This window comes from Paradesertivirga mongoliensis, from assembly GCF_024436395.1.
In the GTDB taxonomy this organism is placed as follows: domain Bacteria; phylum Bacteroidota; class Bacteroidia; order Sphingobacteriales; family Sphingobacteriaceae; genus Paradesertivirga; species Paradesertivirga mongoliensis.
This window is the reverse complement of the sequence record NZ_JAFMZO010000001.1, coordinates 1,229,317-1,246,335: the sequence shown is the minus strand read 5'-3', so window position 1 is coordinate 1,246,335 and position 17,019 is coordinate 1,229,317. Positions and strand designations below refer to the sequence as shown.

Below are 17,019 nucleotides of genomic sequence, written 5' to 3'. Positions count from 1 at the left end.
TTTTGATTGACATATAAAAATCCGGCCCTGAAAAATGAAACATCGCCATTTTCGTTATCTTTATCATTAAGACTCAATAACCAGAGCTGATCGCCCACTTTACACTCAGGTATGAAAAAAATACTCATTGCATTTCTTCTGTTATCGACTTACATTTCGGGGTCGGCGCAAGTGGCATCCGAAGACGTACTGGGCTTGCAGTATTATCAAAGTGGCGACTTCGCAAAAGCTTTAAGCATTTATCAAAAACTGTTTAATCAGGGTAGAAATCAGCTGCAATATTACGATCCCTATTTAAACACCTTGATTAAGCTGAAACAATACGATGACGCAGAAAAGCTTGTCAGGAAAATGATGAACGCCCATAAAGACAATTTCAGTTTCCGGGTAGATTTCGGCAGAATTTTAAAAGAGCGCGGTCTGGTAGAAAAAGCAAATGAATGGTATAATAGCCTTATAAAAGATCTCCCTAAGGACGAGAACACAATCCGGGATCTCTCAATCACTTTCTATCGTGCTGATGCTTACGATTTTTCTGTAAAAACCCTGCACAGCGGCCGAAAGATTCTCAATGATGAGAACGCATTTGCCTTTGACCTTCTGGCTCTTTACCGTTATCAAAAAAACAAACCCATGCTGGTTCAGGAGTATGTTAACCTTATGGGAAAGGATCCCTCGACCCAACTGATCCACCAGGCAAAAAGCACTTTCTCCAACCTGTTCGAGTCGGCCGAAGACTATGACCTGTTGCGAGCCGCCTTACTTAAAAAACTACAAAAAGAACCTCAAAACGTGGCGTATGCCGAGATGCTGGCCTGGCAATATATTCAACAAAAAGAGTTTGACCTGGCATTGAAGCAGATTATTGCCCTCGATAAACGATTAAAAGAAGACGGCGATCGTGTTTATGACCTGACATCCGTTTTTCTATCAAATAAGGCTTACGATCAAGCTATTGAAGCACTGGAGTATCTGCTCACAAAAGGCCCGGCAGGCCCGCATTATGTGCCGGCAAAAATGCAGATCTTATATACCAAAAATTTGCGGCTAACCTCCGCAAAATTAAGTCAACCCGAACTTCTGCTGCTCGAGAAAGATTACATAGCCCTGCTCGGCGAATTTGGAAAAAGCCGGAACACTGTTTTTGCCATGCGACAGCTTGCATCCCTTCAGGCTTTCTACCTCAACAAGCCAAAAAACGCTGAAAGCCTGCTCGAAGAAGTAATAAAAATACCCGGACTTCAACAAGCGGTGATCGGCCAGACTAAACTCGAGTTAGGCGACATTTACGTGCTGACAGGCGAAATATGGGAAGCTGCACTAACGTATGGCCAGGTCGAAAAAGAATTCGCCAACGAACCCATCGGTCAGGAAGCGAAATTTAAAAACGCTAAGTTATCCTATTACAGAGGCGATTTTATCTGGAGTAAGGCGCAATTAGATGTATTGAAAAGCTCTACATCCCAACTGATTGCCAACGACGCATTGAATCTGAGCCTGCTGATTGCAGAAAACACAGAGTCGGAAGCTGACACCAATGCACTGATCAAATACGCGAAAGCAGATTTTCTGATTTTTACAAATCAATACGACAAGGCATTAAAAACACTCGACAGCATAAATACTCTCTACCCTAAGAATTCGTTGGAGGATGATATTCTGATGTCGAAAGCACGCATATATCAAAAGCAAAACCTTCTGGATAAATCAATTGAACAACTTAATTTGATTATCGCTAATCACAGCACAGACCTCTGGGCAGATGATGCACTTTTCATGCTTGCAGAAACATATGAAACCAGCATGAACAATAACGCCAAAGCCATGGAGTATTATCAGAAAATAATCACCGACTTTCCCGGCAGCCTTTACGTAACCGAAGCCAGAAAACGTTTCCGAACCTTGAGGGGAGATAATCTTGGTTAGCAAAAAGATTGGAATTATCTTCGCAAATGATTCTTTATAATATCACGGTGATTATTGACGAGGGAATTGAAGCAGAATGGCTTCAATGGGTGAATGAAACCTTTGTTCCAGAAGCGCTATCCAGCAATTTATTAGTGTCTAACCGTACTTTGAAAGTACTCGACTCGCCGAACGAAGGATTTACCTATTGCCTTCAATTCATTGCAGATAACCTTCAAAATTATAACCAATTTAAAGACAATCATGCATCTGCCCTGCTGGATTCACTCACGGCAAAATTTAAAAATCAGTCAGTCCATTTTAGCACCATAATGGAATTCATCAACTAATGACCTTTACCGAAACTTCAATTGAGGGCGTATTAATCATAGAGCCCAAAGTATGGCAAGACGACCGCGGATATTTCTTCGAAAGCTTTAATAAAAGGATCTTCGAAGAAGCAGGAATTGCCGCCGACTTTGTACAGGACAATCAATCCTGTTCTCAGCGTGGAACATTACGTGGTTTACATGCGCAGGCTAATCCATTTGCCCAGGGGAAACTGGTTAGGGTAATTCAGGGAAGTGTGATCGACATTGCTGTCGACATCCGTAAAAATTCACCAACCTATGGGCACAATGTGAGTGTTGAACTTAGTGCCGAGAACTTCAAAATGCTCTGGATTCCGCCGGGCTTTCTGCATGGCTTTGCTACTCTGGAAAACAACACCATCTTTTCTTATAAGGTAACCAATCTTTATAACAAGGAATCCGAAACCGGAGTTCTGTGGAACGATCCTCAATTAAATATTGACTGGGGTTTAAAAGAAGAGGAAGTGATTCTCTCAGAAAAAGACAAGGTGTTGCCTTTGTTTAGCGACTTCGAGAGCCCATTTTAGTAAGGGTGCTGCGGTACGGTCTGTGTACTGCAGCCCGGCTTTCCACTATAGTTTTTATTTTCTACCCGCTACCCCGGCCAATAAAAAGCTGCCGTTGCAATCCGGCTTATACCGAAAAGCAGCGGCTCTGTACATTCCGTTGTATTGCAGATTATTCCTTGATCAAATCATACAACTCGTCCAGCTTAGGTGAAAGCACGATTTCAATCCTTCTGTTCCGGCTCCTGTTTTCTGCAGAGTTACCTGCCGCCACAGGCTGGAACTCGCCTTTACCTGTAGCTGTAATACGGTTCGATTCGATTCTTTGCTCATCAGTCATATAACGAACTACCGATGTAGCACGCAGCACACTCAGATCCCAATTATCTTTAATCTGACCCAGATTTACCACCCGTTGGTTATCCGTATGGCCCTCTACAGAAATATTAATTTCCGGCTGAGTTTTGAGTACCTTGGCAAGCTCCGCCAACGCCTGTTTTCCCTTATCATCGATCACAATACTTCCGCTAGAAAACAACAGTTTATCGGTTAAAGACACGTATACTTTTCCATTTCTTATATCAACTGCCAGTCCACTTTTCTGGAAGCCTAATAAGGCGCTTTGGAGCTTCTCTTTCAATGCGTTGGTTGCTGCATCGCGCTTGCGAAGAATTTCTTCTACTTCCTTAAGCCGGGCTTCACGACGCTCGAGATCGGCCGAAAGCTTCTTTATCTCCGAAGAACTGTTTGCGCGGAGCGACGCGTAATTGGCATCAAGTCCGGTGAGCTTTCCTTCCAACTCTGCCATTCGGTTGTTGATCCGGGAAGTGTCGCCCTTCAATCTGGCGATCTCCTCTTCAAGTGTTTCAATCCGCACATTCGCATCGCTCCAACCAGCCGACAAAGAATCGCGTTCTGCAATCAATGTTTGGTACTTTTTGGTCGACATTACAATACATGAGCTTAGGCAGAAAACGGCAAATAACAAGAGAAGAATTTTATTCATATACAATATTAAGAAATAGCGTTACGCAAAAAAACCATCAACGGGTATATTTTTTCCAGCCGCGAGCTGATAGTGCTTACAGCTCCGGATTTTGTTATGGCGTTATCGGCAATCTCAGCGCTTGCAGTAAAGCTCTTGAGCTTCAAAAGCCCGATATCTTCATGGTCGGCGGCATACCCTTTTGGTGTGGTTTTAAGAACTGCTTCGCGATCTAATTCGCCAAAGACTTTTTGAAATCCTGGTTCCGCCAGAATTGCCCTCAACTCCGATCCGTTATAATCAATTTCCTGGCGAATGGCTTTAAGTTCATCAGCTTCGGGAAACCAGGAGCCACCTGCTATAAAGCATCGGGAAGGCTGAATATTGACGTAATATCCCGGTCCTTTGAAATTCTTGCCATTTGAAGATATAGCAATTCCAAAATTGGTTTTGAATGGAGTCTTGTCGTTGCTAAAACGTATATCGCGATAGATTCGCATTACACAGTCCCTCGGGCTTAAATCTGCCGGAACAGTATTGTCAAATGATGCTATGCCTGAAATAAGTTTTGATGTAAACTCAAGGATATTTTCACGTGCAGCTTCGTAGGTCTTTTTATGCGAGTTAAACCAATCGCGCTCGTTGTGCCCGGACAGGTCTCTAAGAAAATTCAGGGTCGACGCATCGATCATGGGATGAAAATAAATAATTCAACAGCAATTAGCGAATGCTGCTTAATTAAGATTGATCTTTTCGTCTTTAATATCAATCAGAATATCCTTACGGCGATACTTTTTATACCAGATAAACCCCACTAGCCCAACCGCAAGATATGGCATGGCAAGAAGATACAGAATGCCTTTATTTAGTGACTTTCCCTGATGATTTCCATGCTTCACCGAATTCTCGGCATTAAGGGAACACATAGAGCACTGCGCCTGAACGTTTTGAGTGAACGATACCGACATCAGAAAACAAATTATTACCGCACAATACTTAATAGTTTTCATTGTGCAAAGATAAGGTAAATATGCAAATTAATGATGTGCAAATGTGCGGCCAGACATACGCAGCTTATCATTATTGTTCAAATTCCATTAAAGCATCACAGCGCATAATAAGGGGAAATCATTATGTAAACAATTACTCCTGTAATCGTTACATATAGCCATATTGGGTAACTCCAGCGAACTAATTTCCTATGTCGCGCTACATTCATTCGCAAACCGCTGTAAAAGCTTAAGAGAACTAAAGGAAGTACAACTGCGGCAAGAATGATGTGCGTGATCAAAATAAAGTAATAAAAAGCTTTAATGGCTCCTTCTCCGCCGTAACTTGTGCGAATACCCGTTGCATGAAAAATGATATACGACACCAAAAACAGCGATGAAAGGATAAAAGTGGTAATATTTAAAATCTTGTGAGCCTGGATATTCCTGCGTTTTATTTGGTATAATGAGATCAATAACAGCACGCTGCATGTTCCATTTATCATCGCGTTTAGCTTAGGCAGAAAAAACACCCAAGAAGGAATTTCTGAACCCACAGGAAAAACAGTTATTATACGGCTTTGCAAAATCACAATCACAAGAAATACAACTATAGAAACAGCAGTAACTAACCGGAAAGCAAGTTTATCATTCATTATCTACGTGGTTTTAAAGAAGTCTCCTTTAACAGTTGCTGTGCTATAAGTACTGTTACCTCGTCTTCCAGTTTGGCCATCTGCTCTTTGTGTGTAGAATCATAGTACCCCCGGATCTTTTTATCGGGGTCTACAAGAATCAGCATCGGGCTATGAATAATTTCATGCGTACCCACCCGCGAGGGTAGAGCATCTACAAGAAAATCCTTTCTGGCAAGCTCAAGAATAAAGTCTTTATCTCCCGTAAGGAAGCTCCACTTTTTGTTTTTTACATTAAATGTTTGCGCGTACTTATTCAAAACTTCCTGAGTATCAAACCCGGGATCAACAGAAATAGAATAGAACTGCAGACGCTTATTATTTTGATACTTAGATACGATCGCGGCCATTTTTGCATTCATATCGGGGCAAACAGTTTTACACCGGGTGAAAAAGAAATTTACCAGAGCTATTTTGTTACTGTCGGTTGGAATACCAACACTATCTCCGGTATTACTTAGCAACTTAAAATCACGAATGCGGTGATAAATGGTATCGGGGATCTTTACCCCTCGCCTGGTATGAAAGGTGCCTGCAACTTGTTTGGGGCCAAAAATATCGAGCGCTTTATATCTGTTCTTGCCTTTTTCCTGTAGTAAATAATATAAAAATCCTGGTAAGGCCAATACGCTCACCAGGATCAAAATCTTTTTGAATGAAGATTTATTATTCATTCATCATCAGGTTCAGGTATGTTCCTTCATTTAACATAAGTACAATGAGGTATACAATGAATATAAGTGAAAGTACTATAGAGGTTATGAGGCCGTACTTTTCGAACTTAAGGTGCATGAAATAAGCAACAATGTAAAATGCTTTAAGCAGGGTAAGGGCGATATAGATGAAGTTACCGACACCCTGGCTCATAATGCCTTTAGGAATTAGCACTAATGCTATAATGAACTCTACCGCGGTTATACCTAGCAGGTAAAAAAACACTGTCCAGATTTTCTTTTTGGTCATGCCCGCATGCTCGCCGTGCTCGTGTCCTTCTGTGGTATGTGTATGCTCTGAAGCCATATTGTTATGATATTAAAAATTAAACTAGATAAAAGAAGGTAAATACAAACACCCAAACAAGGTCTACAAAGTGCCAGTACAAGCCGACTTTTTCAACCATAAGATAAGTGCCGCGCTTTTGAAACACGTTGTTGATAACCATCAAAGTGATGATGATATTGATGACAACTCCACTAAAAACGTGGAAGCCGTGGAAGCCGGTGATAGTGAAGAACAGATTCGCAAACTGAGTAGCACTTACGTTATCAGCACCCAAACTTTTAACCGTTGCCGCATCGGGAATTGATCCCCACCAAAAACCTTCATGGTGTAAGTGAGTCCACTCAAGAGCCTGGCAACCTAAAAAAGTGGCGCCGCCAATAATGGTCCATATCATCCAGGTAACTACTTCCTTTTTTGAATTACGATGACCAGCTTCTACCGCAAGTACCATGGTAACAGAGCTCATGATCAGGATAAAGGTCATTATTCCCACGAAAACAAGTGGGTAACCGTGGTCAGCTATGCCGGGAATTGATTGGAAAACGATATCGGGATCAGGCCATGTAAGTTTGCTGAAACGCTGCGCACCGTAGTAAACTAAAAAAGCAGAAAATGTAAATGCGTCAGAAAGCAGGAAGAACCACATCATCAGCTTGCCATACTCGGCATTTACCGGTGATTTTCCGCCATCCCAGGCACCCGTTTTAACTTCGTCTAATTGTGAGATAGTAGTACTCATTCTGTTATTTTTTGTGAAAGTCTTTGTTTGTTTTTTAAAAAGGCCACAAAGAACATCCCGATTTGTGCGTGTTGTTTGTGGACAATATTCGGGACGTTTTTATTGGTTCAAAAGTAAGAAAACATATAAATAAATCCATAGTATATCTATAAAATGCCAAAATATAGATGTGATCTCTAATCTGAAAGTATTCCTTACGGGATCGATCCTGGAGAATTTAAGACGTACGGCTCTCAAAAGCAAAATCATACCTACCGCGATATGCAATAAGTGCGAGGCAATGAACACATAAATGAAAGATTGTGACGCATTTGGGTTTCCCGAAAACACTACTCCACGGTTAAAAAGAAGGCCCCAGCCCTGGAACTGGAAAACGAAAAAGAAAAGCCCAAGAACGGCTGTTATCAACAAATATAGATTCTGCATCCTGAACTGTAATTTCTTACCTGCCAGGTATGCAAGATGCATGGTGAGGCTGCTTAAAATTATCACTCCGGTACTGTATTTAAATACATCAGGAAGAATAGTATTTATCCCGCGAGATGGATCTTCAGCGGTATATACTATAAACCCGCTGGTCAAGCCGGCAAAGTAGATAAATGATGAAACCAGAAAGAGCCACATCATAAATTTCTTAGCTTTCAGGTTCTCCCTGTCGTTTTCAAAAGGTTTCTGTGCCATACTATAAGTCGTCATAATTATGGAATAAAATCAAATAACAATACTAACTGAACTAGAGGAAGGTAGAAAAAAGAGCCAAACATAACTTTCTGGGCCGAGGCAATATCAAGCTTCCGATACAGGTTAAAGGCAAACCAGCTGAATATTAGTCCTGCGACTAGTGATACAGCGCCGATGACATAACCGCCGAAACCCATGATGGTGGGCAGAAGGCTCACGGGAATCAGCACCAGTGTCGAGAAAAAGGTCATTGCCGCACTTATCTTATCCCGCTGGGTTGTTGGTAACAATCTGAAGCCTGCCCGTTTATAATCATCATCCAATACCCAGGCAATAGCCCAGAAATGCGGAAACTGCCAGACAAACTGTATTAAGAATAAGATGATTGGGATCCAGGAAATCTGAGGATTATCAAAAGCGGCAAAGTATCCGATAAGCGGCGGTAATGCCCCCGGGAAGGCTCCAATAAATACTGCTATGGGCGATTTCCTTTTAGAAGGTGTATACAAAAAGGCATAAAGCAAAATGGAAAAAACCGATAATACACCCGTCAAAAAGTTTAGCCTAACCAAAATCAACGTCCCCGCTATGCCCATAAAAAGACTTAATACCAAAGCTTGTCCGGTAGTCATTCTTCCAGCCGGTATAGGCCTGTCGCTGGTTCGTGTCATCAATTTATCGAGATCTTTTTCGATAATTTCGTTAAACCCATTTGCTGCACCGGTCACTAAAAAGCCGCCGATGGTTAATATCAGCCAGTTAAACCAATTATAATTGTCTTGCTCCTTACATCCGATTAAAAAAGAAACCGATGCAGAGAACACAACCAGGAAAGTAAGCCTAAGCTTAATGAGTTTCTTAAAGTCTGAAATAAAGCTTCCTTCTGCCACTTATCTTATAATTCTCGATTTATATAATCTGTTCTGCTTCAATAACAAAAGCAGGTAATACTGCGCTCCAAACAACAGGCAGGCCAGAAGTAAATGGGCCGCCTGAGCCACTGGCGGTAACGCAAATCGCGATAACGTGGTACCCGTTACAATTTGCACTGCTATTAACAGAATAATATATGTCATGTACCGGAAATGGTAAGTACTTCCCATATATTTCCTCCGGATCAAAACAAGCAGCACAAAGTTGAACACGAAAACCAAAATTGCAAGATCGCGATGAAGGTCAAACTCAAAGCCGACTCGCTGTACCCATTCGGCCCTGTTTAAATTATTTAACGATGCGGCAATCGCATCAATTTGCTCGCGAACGTCTGTTCCCAAAGCTATTTGAAACACTGTAAGCCATAAAGCGATTATGGCGACAATTTTGATTGCTCCTGGCTCCTGGTTGGCCAGAAAGCTTCGCTCTCTTAAAACCCGGGCCTGGAAAAACGTATAAATGCTGATTGCAAGAATCGCCAAAGCAACAAGCATATGAACCGTTACAATCCACGCCAGCAAATTAGTGGAAACCACGATGGAGCCTAACCAGGCCTGAAATATAACCAGCAGAAGGTTGAACACACTTAACACCACTATTCTTTTCCGCGATTTAAGATATGTGATAGAAAATACAGCACATCCCAATAACAAAAGTCCTGTAATGGCACCTATTAAGCGGTTTACGTATTCTGTCCAGGTTTTCCCCGCATTAAATACTTCCGGTTCAAGAATGCTTTTATCGTTTCGGATCTCTGCGGCCATCTCACCAAATCCAAGCATTTCAAGACTCTTAGCAAATCGGTTATTCTTCTCAAGTCGCTTCTGAACAAACTTATCCTGGTAGTTTGGCGGAAGCTGCGATGATTTTGTAGGCGGAACAATTCTGTCAAAACACTTCGGCCAATCCGGGCAGCCCATTCCAGAACCAGTACTTCGCACCACCCCTCCGGCTAAAATCAGCACAAAAAGAGATATTATGCTAAGCTGGTTGATCGCCAGAAATCTTCTTTCGCTAGAGGGATACATGGTTTTATAAAAAGTTTGGGGTATCCAGTAAGTGAACACTTACAGCAGATACCCCAAACCCTATTTAAGTTTTAAATTAAACTCCTTGTTCAGCTTCTGCCTGTTGCTTCTTTTGCCATTCTATCTGAATTCTTTCAGCTTCAGGATTCCCTTCGAAATCGTGAGGCAAATTAGAGCTCATAGTTTGAGAGAAAGGCGTAGTCTGCGGAATAAAATCTGTAGTATGACCAGGCTTGCTATAGTCATATGGCCAACGATAAACAGTTGGAATTTCGCCAGGCCAGTTACCATGAAGATGCTCTACTGGGGTTGTCCATTCCAAGGTACTTGATTCCCATGGGTTTTGAACCGCTTTCTTTCCATAGAAAATTGAATGGAAGAAGTTCCAAAGGAAAGCTATCTGACCAATTGCCGCTATAATTGCCGCCCATGACACAAACGTGTTAACAGTTAACCATTCCTTCATGAACTCGAACTCGGTGAACGCATAGTAACGACGAGGAACACCATCTAATCCCATAAAGTGCATTGGGAAGAAAACCAGGTATGCACCGATAAATGTGAACCAGAAATGCAGGTACCCCAGTTTCTCGTCCATCATCCTTCCAAACATTTTCGGGAACCAGTGATATACTCCGCAAAGCATCCCGCAAATAGCTGCCGAACCCATTACCAGGTGGAAGTGAGCCACAACAAAATAACTATCGTGCAGCGGTATATCCAGAGCAGCGTTTCCAAGGAAAATACCAGTCAATCCTCCAGAGATAAAGAAAGATACCAAACCTATTGCGAACAACATTGCCGGAGTAAAACGAATATTACCGCGCCAGATAGTTGCAAGCCAGTTAAATGTTTTCACCGCCGATGGAACCGCAATAATGAGCGTAGTGATCATAAATACTCCGCCCAGGAAAGGGTTCATCCCGGTAACGAACATGTGGTGTCCCCATACAATAAATGAAAGAACACTGATACCAATTAATGAATAAACCATTGCATGGTACCCGAAGATTGGCTTACGAGAATTTGTAGCCATTACTTCAGAAGCGATACCCATCGCCGGCATAATAACAATATACACCTCGGGGTGCCCCAGGAACCAGAATAAGTGCTGGAACAAAATCGGGCTACCACCTTGTTGCGGAAGTACCTGTCCCTGAACTACTAATTCAGACAAGTAAAAGCTTGTACCGAAGCTACGGTCAAATATCAAAAGCACTACCCCTGATACAAGTACCGGGAAAGATAAAACGCCCAAAATTGCGGTAAGGAAAAACGCCCAGATGGTTAAAGGCATTTTCCACATATCCATTCCTTTAGTACGCATGTTAAGTACAGTACTGATATAATTTAATGCTCCCATTAAAGAAGAAGCGATAAAAAACACCATACTTATTAACCACAAGGTCATACCGGCTGCCGAACCAGAAATGGCTTGCGGCAGGGCCGATAAAGGCGGATAAATAGTCCATCCGGCACTTGCAGGTCCGCTCTCAACAAAGAAAGAAGCCATCATGATAACGCAGGCGGTAAAGAAGAACCAGAAAGACAACATGTTTACAAAAGGCGACGCCATATCCCTGGCGCCTAGTTGTAAAGGGATCAATAGATTACTAAAGGTACCGCTCAATCCTGCCGTCAAGACGAAGAATACCATGATGGTACCGTGGATAGTAACTAAAGCGAGATAGAAATCAGGCTTTATCCTTCCGCCTTCTGCCCATTTGCCTAAAAATGTTTCCAGTAAAGGAAAGCTTTGATCAGGCCAGCCAAGCTGGATACGGAAAAGTATAGAAAGAAGCATCCCGATAACCGCCATAATAATACCGGTGATAAGGAATTGCTTTGCAATCATTTTATGGTCCTGACTAAAAACATATTTAGTCAGAAAAGTCTCATGGTGATGCCCATGATCATCGTGGCTGTGTCCAGAATGCTCTAATGTATGCTGAATCGCTGTGCTTGCCATATCTCGTTTTATCGAATTATTTATTTAATGCTAATTTATTGTTCTCTGCAGCTTCGTTGTTCCCGGCTATTTTCCATTCTTTCTTTACATCATCAGTAAAGAAAAGAGGTTGTTTAGCCAGCCACTCTGCGTATTCCTTCTCACTCACAACTCTAACTGTATATTGCATGTTATAATGTCCTGCACCGCAAATTTTTGCGCATAACAGCGTGTAATTAAATGCTGCGTTATTAGTCTTCTCGCGCATCTGCTCGGTAGTCAGACGCGGAACCATCTGGAAGTATGTAGGCATTCCTGGTACAGCATTAATCTGAGCACGGAAATCCGGAAGATAAAAGCTGTGCAGAATATCTTTAGAACGAATAGTGAAACGAACCGGCTTGTTTACGGGTAGCACAATCTCGCCACCCAGCTTGTCGTCCCAGCTTTTCGGATCTTTGAAATTTATTCCCAACGCGTTGGTCGGACTGGTAAGCTTATAATTTCTTTCTCCAAATTGATTATTCTCACCTGCATATCTAACATTCCACTTAAACTGCTCGCCGGTGATTTCGATATTCACTGCGCGTTTTATCTCTTCATCGGCAGGATTGGTAATTGCCCGCCAGGTAAAGAACCCGTATAATACCAATACTGTAAGAGCTATAGCCGGGATGATCGTCCACAACCGTTCGATGGTATTGTTATGAGGATAAAAGTAAGCCTTACGTTTTTCGTTCGATGAATACTTATATGCGAATCCAAATAAAAGGATCTGGGTTATTACAAAGACAATGGTAGTGATGATAATGGTTGTCATCATCATTGAATCAAGCACTAAGCCATGTTCTGAAGCAGATTCTCCGGAAGCCATGTTACCCCAAACTTTATAAGACCAGTAGGTTCCGTAAAGTCCAAGAACCAAAGTTATGGCAAATAATACACCCTGGATCTTATCCCAGTTCAGCTTCTTGGTTTTTCCATGTATCTCACTGGTAAGTTCGTACACCTTAAGTACTTTACCAATAATGGCAAGAAATACACATAGCAAGAAAAACAAAAGGAGGTAATAACTTACTGATTTGTATAATTCAGAGTTGTCTTTCACTTCCACAACCGCTTCAACAGTGCTTTCATCGTCTTCAGCAGATTCAATAATTTCTACGGGAGTATCACCAATAGAGCCTGTTGAAGAATTTATTTGTTGAGATGTATCAGTTGCCACCTGATCGCCGGGAGTAGTTTCCTCTAATGCGCCCTGTGCAAAAGCAGATCCCGTAACAGCTGCCATAAAAAGGAACGCTGCAATGAAAAATACTCTGAGTTTTATAAATTTATTAAGCTTCATTTTCTTATCTGCAATTCGTTAATATATACCTCAACCTTAAATCTGGTGATGTAAACTCTCTTCTAACAATGGGTGGTTTTGAGGCACTAAAGGCTTGCTGGCAAGTTTAGTTAACATCAAAAATGTAAACAATCCTACAAAACCAATCGCTATTCCTATTTCCGTGATTCCAAAATCGCGATGCTCTTCCAGGCTTCCAGGCATAATCATCATGTAATAATCCAACCAGTGTCCGCATAGTAACAGGATACAAACGAACATCAGTGTATTTGTCTGACGCTTTGCATCTCTGGTCATTAAAATCAGAACTGGCGCAAGGAAGTTGATCACGATATTTAACCAGAACCAGAACTTGTACTCATCTTCCCATCTTTTGTAGAAGTAAACCGTTTCTTCAGGGATGTTTGCGTACCAGATCAATAAAAACTGAGAGAACCATACGTAAGTCCAGAAGATAGAGAACGCGAAGATGAACTTACCAAGATCATGTAAGTGATTTTCGTTAACCCAGGTAAGATGTCCTGATTTCTTTAACAGGATAATGGTTAAAGTAATAGCGCATAAGCCACTCACCCAAAGAGCCGCAAAGTTGTACCATCCGAACATGGTTGAGAACCAGTGAGCCTCGATAGACATAATGGTATCAAATGACCAGATGGGTTGTGTAAATCCAAAGATCACCAGAAATATAGTAGCTACTTTGATGCTTTTGTTATAATTCGCTAATCCCCCTAATTTGTCTTCTGCATTTGAATACCTGGTAAGTAATACTGCGAAGATGCTGTATATAGATAAAAACACTACCTGACGCAGCAGGAAAAATGGCGCATTCAAGAAACTAGATTTTTCTGCTACGATGGGATCAAAGTTTGCATGTTTCTCATCAGATATTCCTTCCAGATGCCAATGGTGATATAAATTGTGACTGAACAGACCCGCGATGATGATCAGGATCAGGATAAAAGCAGCAACCGGCAAAACTTTTGCAAAAGCCTGCGGTATACGAAGTAAACCAGCCGACCAACCTGCCTGAGCGACGAACTGAAGAGCCAAAAAGAAAGCTCCAGCTGCGCAGATACAAGTAAAATAGTATCCCATTAAAAGTAGGTTTGCAAAGGTACGTTCAGAATGATGCTCGGAAGAATCGATTAAGAATCCATACGCAATTGCTACTATACCAATGAGCATAGCAACCAAACTCCAGGTTTTAGCTTTACCCGAGAATTCGAATTGTTCGTTGAAATTATGTGTTGTATGATTGTGAGTTCCCATTTTTTGGCTAAAACTTTAACTATTGAGCTTTTTGCAATTCATGAACATACATTACGATTTTCCATCGCTCTGTAGGAGACAGTTGTGTACGATGAGGGCCCATAAGGTTTACACCGTAGGTAATGGTATGGAAAATCTTTCCATCTGTTAATGCACTCATGGCACCGCCCCGGGATGAATTACCGGTTGAGTATGACGGAGGAGGAGGAAACTTTCCTACAGTAACGACGCTGCCGTCACCATTTCCGGTAGCCCCATGGCAATGTGCACACATATTCTTGTACAATGCTTTACCTTCTTTCAAAGAAGCCGGAGTACGAGGTACCGGGTTTGTCAAACTTGCCCCTGCTGCATTATATCCCTCAAGTGTATTAGGATATTCTTCAACTACTCTGTCGTAACCCACAGGTGTTGTTCCGTCGGGTGGCAACTGTGCTGTTTGTTGGTTCGAAAAATTCTTATTTGGCTGATCCGGATTGTAAGCAATAGGATCGTACATATTACGGGCATACTCCCATCCCTGGCTTTTGCTATCTCCGCAGGCCGAAATAATGGCAGCAGATGCAACAGTTAAAAAAGTCAGACTTAAGATCCTAAGCTTATTCATAACTAACATATTTCCTTTCGTTGTGAAGTATTTCTACTGCACCGGCTTCATTTAATAAATCGACAATTTTCTCAGGATATGGATTTGTTTTTGCATCAATAGCAAGAACAAACCTATCATTACTGGCTCTCAAATCCATTACCCTCGGAGCGCGTCCCGGGAAGAAATGGTTCGCATACATAAAACAAGCCATCATTCCGAAAGCGGCGAACAATACTGTAAGCTCAAAACAAATTGGAACAAAGTTTGGCATTGCGAAAGCCGGCTTACCACCTATGTTCATCGGCCAGTCGTAAACCAGCATATAATAAATCATAGAGAACCCTGCGCATGTTCCGGTAATTCCGAAGCAGAATGCGGCGATCGGCAAACGCGACCGCTTATAACCCAATTTTGCCTCGATACCGTGTATCGGCATCGGCGTGTATGCATCATAGATGCTGATATTATTTTCCTGCAGTTTTTCAATCCCGTGCATCATATCATCAGGATCTGCAAAATGACCTAAAATATATTTCGTGTTGCTCATTGTTAAACCTTTAGGTAATCTACACTATCGTATTTTGTTAATGATTCCTGGTACGCCTCGCCCTCTTCCTTCTTCACATGTCCTTCAGCAATCTGTTTTTGTTTCACCTGGTCACTAGCACTCTTCAGTAACAATTTCACCTCCGCTATGGCGATAGCAGGCAATACTCTTAAGAATAACAAGAACAATGTGAAGAATAACCCGATAGAACCGAGGAAGACGCAAACATCCACTATCGACGGATAAAACATTACCCAGCTTGATGGCAGATAATCGCGGTGAAGAGAAGTAACGATAATTACGAAACGCTCAAACCACATACCGATATTTACCACAATGGATAAAATCCATGATGCCGTAATACTTGTACGTATCTTCTTGAACCAGAAAAGCTGCGGAGATATCACGTTACAGGTCATCATACTCCAGTAAGCCCACCAGTATGGACCACTAACACGGTTTAAGAATGCATACTGCTCGTATTCTACACCAGAATACCAGGCAATGAATAACTCAGTCAAATAGGCTACACCCACTATAGAACCCGTAACGATGATGATCTTGTTCATCGACTCGATATGGAACATGGTGATGTAGTTCTCGAAGTTCATTACTTTTCTTACCACCAGCAAAAGCGTTTGTACCATGGCGAAACCAGAGAAAATCGCTCCTGCAACGAAGTAGGGAGGGAAAATGGTAGTGTGCCATCCCGGTTCAAGTGATGTTGCAAAGTCCATAGATACAATGGTGTGTACCGAAAGTACCAGCGGAGTAGAGATACCAGCCAGAATTAAAGAGACTGCTTCAAAACGCTGCCAGTTTTTAACCGATCCAGCCCATCCGAAAGAAAGGATAGTATAAATTTTCTTACGAACTCCTGCAGCTCTATCACGGATAGTAGCGATATCAGGTAATAAGCCGGTATACCAGAAAACAAGGGATACCGAGAAGTAAGTTGAAATTGCAAATACGTCCCAAACAAGTGGTGAGTTAAAGTTAACCCACAGCGAACCAAACTGATTCGGAAGCGGTAACGGCCAGTATGCCAACCATGGACGCCCCATGTGAGACACAACATAGGTTGCTGCACAGATAACCGCGAAAATTGTCATCGCCTCCGCAGACCTGTTAATGGAGTTACGCCAGTTTTGACGGAACAGCAAAAGTACCGCAGAAATAAGCGTTCCGGCGTGACCGATACCAACCCACCATACGAAACCGGTGATGTCCCATGCCCAACCTACTGTTTTATTTAATCCCCAAGCACCAATACCTACATAAAATGTATACCCTACTGATACCACCCATAAAAGTGCGAATAAAGCTGCAACGGTAAATCCTATCCACCAGGCTTTATTGGGCTTATTTTCAACCGGAACCAATACATCATCGGTGATCTTAGAATAGGTTATATTCTCACCCGTGATTAATGGCTCTCTTAATATTGATTCGTTATGTGCTGACATAATCTTGTAAAACTC

At 42.0% G+C, this 17,019-nt stretch carries 19 protein-coding genes; 3 read left to right on the top strand and 16 right to left on the bottom strand.

From position 1 onward, the window contains the following. Positions 1-111 precede the first annotated feature (111 nt). The 3 genes from J3P43_RS05155 to rfbC are packed head-to-tail and all read left to right on the top strand — an operon-like array spanning position 112 to position 2,803. Entirely contained in the window at positions 112-1,926 is a 1,815-nt protein-coding gene (locus J3P43_RS05155; RefSeq protein ID WP_255899918.1) for a tetratricopeptide repeat protein, read from the top strand. 26 nt (positions 1,927-1,952) lie between these two features. Next, on the top strand, positions 1,953-2,255 hold the full coding sequence (locus J3P43_RS05150) for a DUF4286 family protein (RefSeq protein ID WP_255899915.1): 303 nt from the start codon (positions 1,953-1,955) through the stop codon (positions 2,253-2,255). Beyond that, on the top strand, positions 2,255-2,803 hold the full coding sequence (rfbC, locus tag J3P43_RS05145; protein ID WP_255899913.1) for a dTDP-4-dehydrorhamnose 3,5-epimerase: 549 nt from the start codon (positions 2,255-2,257) through the stop codon (positions 2,801-2,803). The genes J3P43_RS05150 and rfbC overlap by 1 nt, the downstream gene beginning before the upstream one ends. A 151-nt stretch (positions 2,804-2,954) precedes the next feature. On the opposite strand, the gene J3P43_RS05140 is transcribed toward rfbC, so the two are convergent. From J3P43_RS05140 to nrfD, 16 genes are all read right to left on the bottom strand, one after another. Continuing rightward, a complete protein-coding gene (locus tag J3P43_RS05140) occupies positions 2,955-3,788 on the bottom strand; it encodes an OmpA/MotB family protein (RefSeq protein ID WP_255899911.1) in 834 nt (277 codons plus the stop codon). A gap of 8 nt (positions 3,789-3,796) precedes the next feature. Beyond that, positions 3,797-4,459, bottom strand: a complete 663-nt coding sequence (locus J3P43_RS05135; protein ID WP_255899909.1) for a DUF2461 domain-containing protein — start codon at positions 4,457-4,459, stop codon at positions 3,797-3,799. Positions 4,460-4,501: 42 nt separating this feature from the next. Continuing rightward, entirely contained in the window at positions 4,502-4,777 is a 276-nt protein-coding gene (locus tag J3P43_RS05130; RefSeq protein ID WP_255899906.1) for a hypothetical protein, read from the bottom strand. Positions 4,778-4,872: 95 nt separating this feature from the next. Next, entirely contained in the window at positions 4,873-5,412 is a 540-nt protein-coding gene (locus tag J3P43_RS05125) for a DUF420 domain-containing protein (RefSeq protein WP_255899903.1), read from the bottom strand. After that, positions 5,412-6,125: an SCO family protein gene (locus J3P43_RS05120; RefSeq protein WP_255899900.1), complete on the bottom strand. Its 714-nt coding sequence runs from the start codon at positions 6,123-6,125 to the stop codon at positions 5,412-5,414. The genes J3P43_RS05125 and J3P43_RS05120 overlap by 1 nt, the downstream gene beginning before the upstream one ends. After that, positions 6,118-6,471 (bottom strand): cytochrome C oxidase subunit IV family protein, encoded by a 354-nt coding sequence (locus J3P43_RS05115; protein ID WP_255899897.1) that lies wholly within the window; start codon positions 6,469-6,471, stop codon positions 6,118-6,120. Before J3P43_RS05115 ends, J3P43_RS05120 begins: the two co-directional genes overlap by 8 nt. 19 nt (positions 6,472-6,490) lie before the next feature. Continuing rightward, positions 6,491-7,192 (bottom strand): cytochrome c oxidase subunit 3, encoded by a 702-nt coding sequence (locus J3P43_RS05110; RefSeq protein ID WP_255899894.1) that lies wholly within the window; start codon positions 7,190-7,192, stop codon positions 6,491-6,493. Between the two features lie 99 nt (positions 7,193-7,291). Continuing rightward, positions 7,292-7,888 carry a cytochrome c oxidase subunit 3 gene (locus J3P43_RS05105; RefSeq protein WP_255899892.1) on the bottom strand — a complete coding sequence of 199 codons (597 nt, stop codon included), beginning with the start codon at positions 7,886-7,888 and terminating at the stop codon, positions 7,292-7,294. 2 nt (positions 7,889-7,890) lie between these two features. Then, positions 7,891-8,763, bottom strand: a complete 873-nt coding sequence (gene cyoE / locus J3P43_RS05100; RefSeq protein WP_255899889.1) for a heme o synthase — start codon at positions 8,761-8,763, stop codon at positions 7,891-7,893. After that, positions 8,764-9,834 (bottom strand): COX15/CtaA family protein, encoded by a 1,071-nt coding sequence (locus J3P43_RS05095; protein WP_255899887.1) that lies wholly within the window; start codon positions 9,832-9,834, stop codon positions 8,764-8,766. Between the two features lie 76 nt (positions 9,835-9,910). Further along, the gene (locus tag J3P43_RS05090; protein WP_255899885.1) at positions 9,911-11,803 is read right to left on the bottom strand and encodes a cytochrome c oxidase subunit I; all 1,893 of its coding nucleotides are present in this window, start codon (positions 11,801-11,803) and stop codon (positions 9,911-9,913) included. Between the two features lie 16 nt (positions 11,804-11,819). Beyond that, positions 11,820-13,130 (bottom strand): cytochrome c oxidase subunit II, encoded by a 1,311-nt coding sequence (locus J3P43_RS05085; RefSeq protein WP_255899882.1) that lies wholly within the window; start codon positions 13,128-13,130, stop codon positions 11,820-11,822. Positions 13,131-13,166: 36 nt separating this feature from the next. Then, positions 13,167-14,402, bottom strand: coding sequence for a quinol:cytochrome C oxidoreductase (locus tag J3P43_RS05080; RefSeq protein ID WP_255899879.1), 1,236 nt, complete (start codon positions 14,400-14,402; stop codon positions 13,167-13,169). 19 nt (positions 14,403-14,421) lie between these two features. After that, entirely contained in the window at positions 14,422-15,009 is a 588-nt protein-coding gene (locus J3P43_RS05075) for a c-type cytochrome (RefSeq protein WP_369414781.1), read from the bottom strand. Beyond that, complete coding sequence (locus tag J3P43_RS05070) at positions 15,002-15,538, bottom strand: DUF3341 domain-containing protein (protein WP_255899875.1); 537 nt, start codon at positions 15,536-15,538, stop codon at positions 15,002-15,004. The genes J3P43_RS05075 and J3P43_RS05070 overlap by 8 nt, the downstream gene beginning before the upstream one ends. A gap of 2 nt (positions 15,539-15,540) precedes the next feature. Beyond that, positions 15,541-17,004 (bottom strand): NrfD/PsrC family molybdoenzyme membrane anchor subunit, encoded by a 1,464-nt coding sequence (nrfD, locus tag J3P43_RS05065; RefSeq protein WP_255899871.1) that lies wholly within the window; start codon positions 17,002-17,004, stop codon positions 15,541-15,543. Between the last annotated feature and the right edge of the window lie 15 nt (positions 17,005-17,019).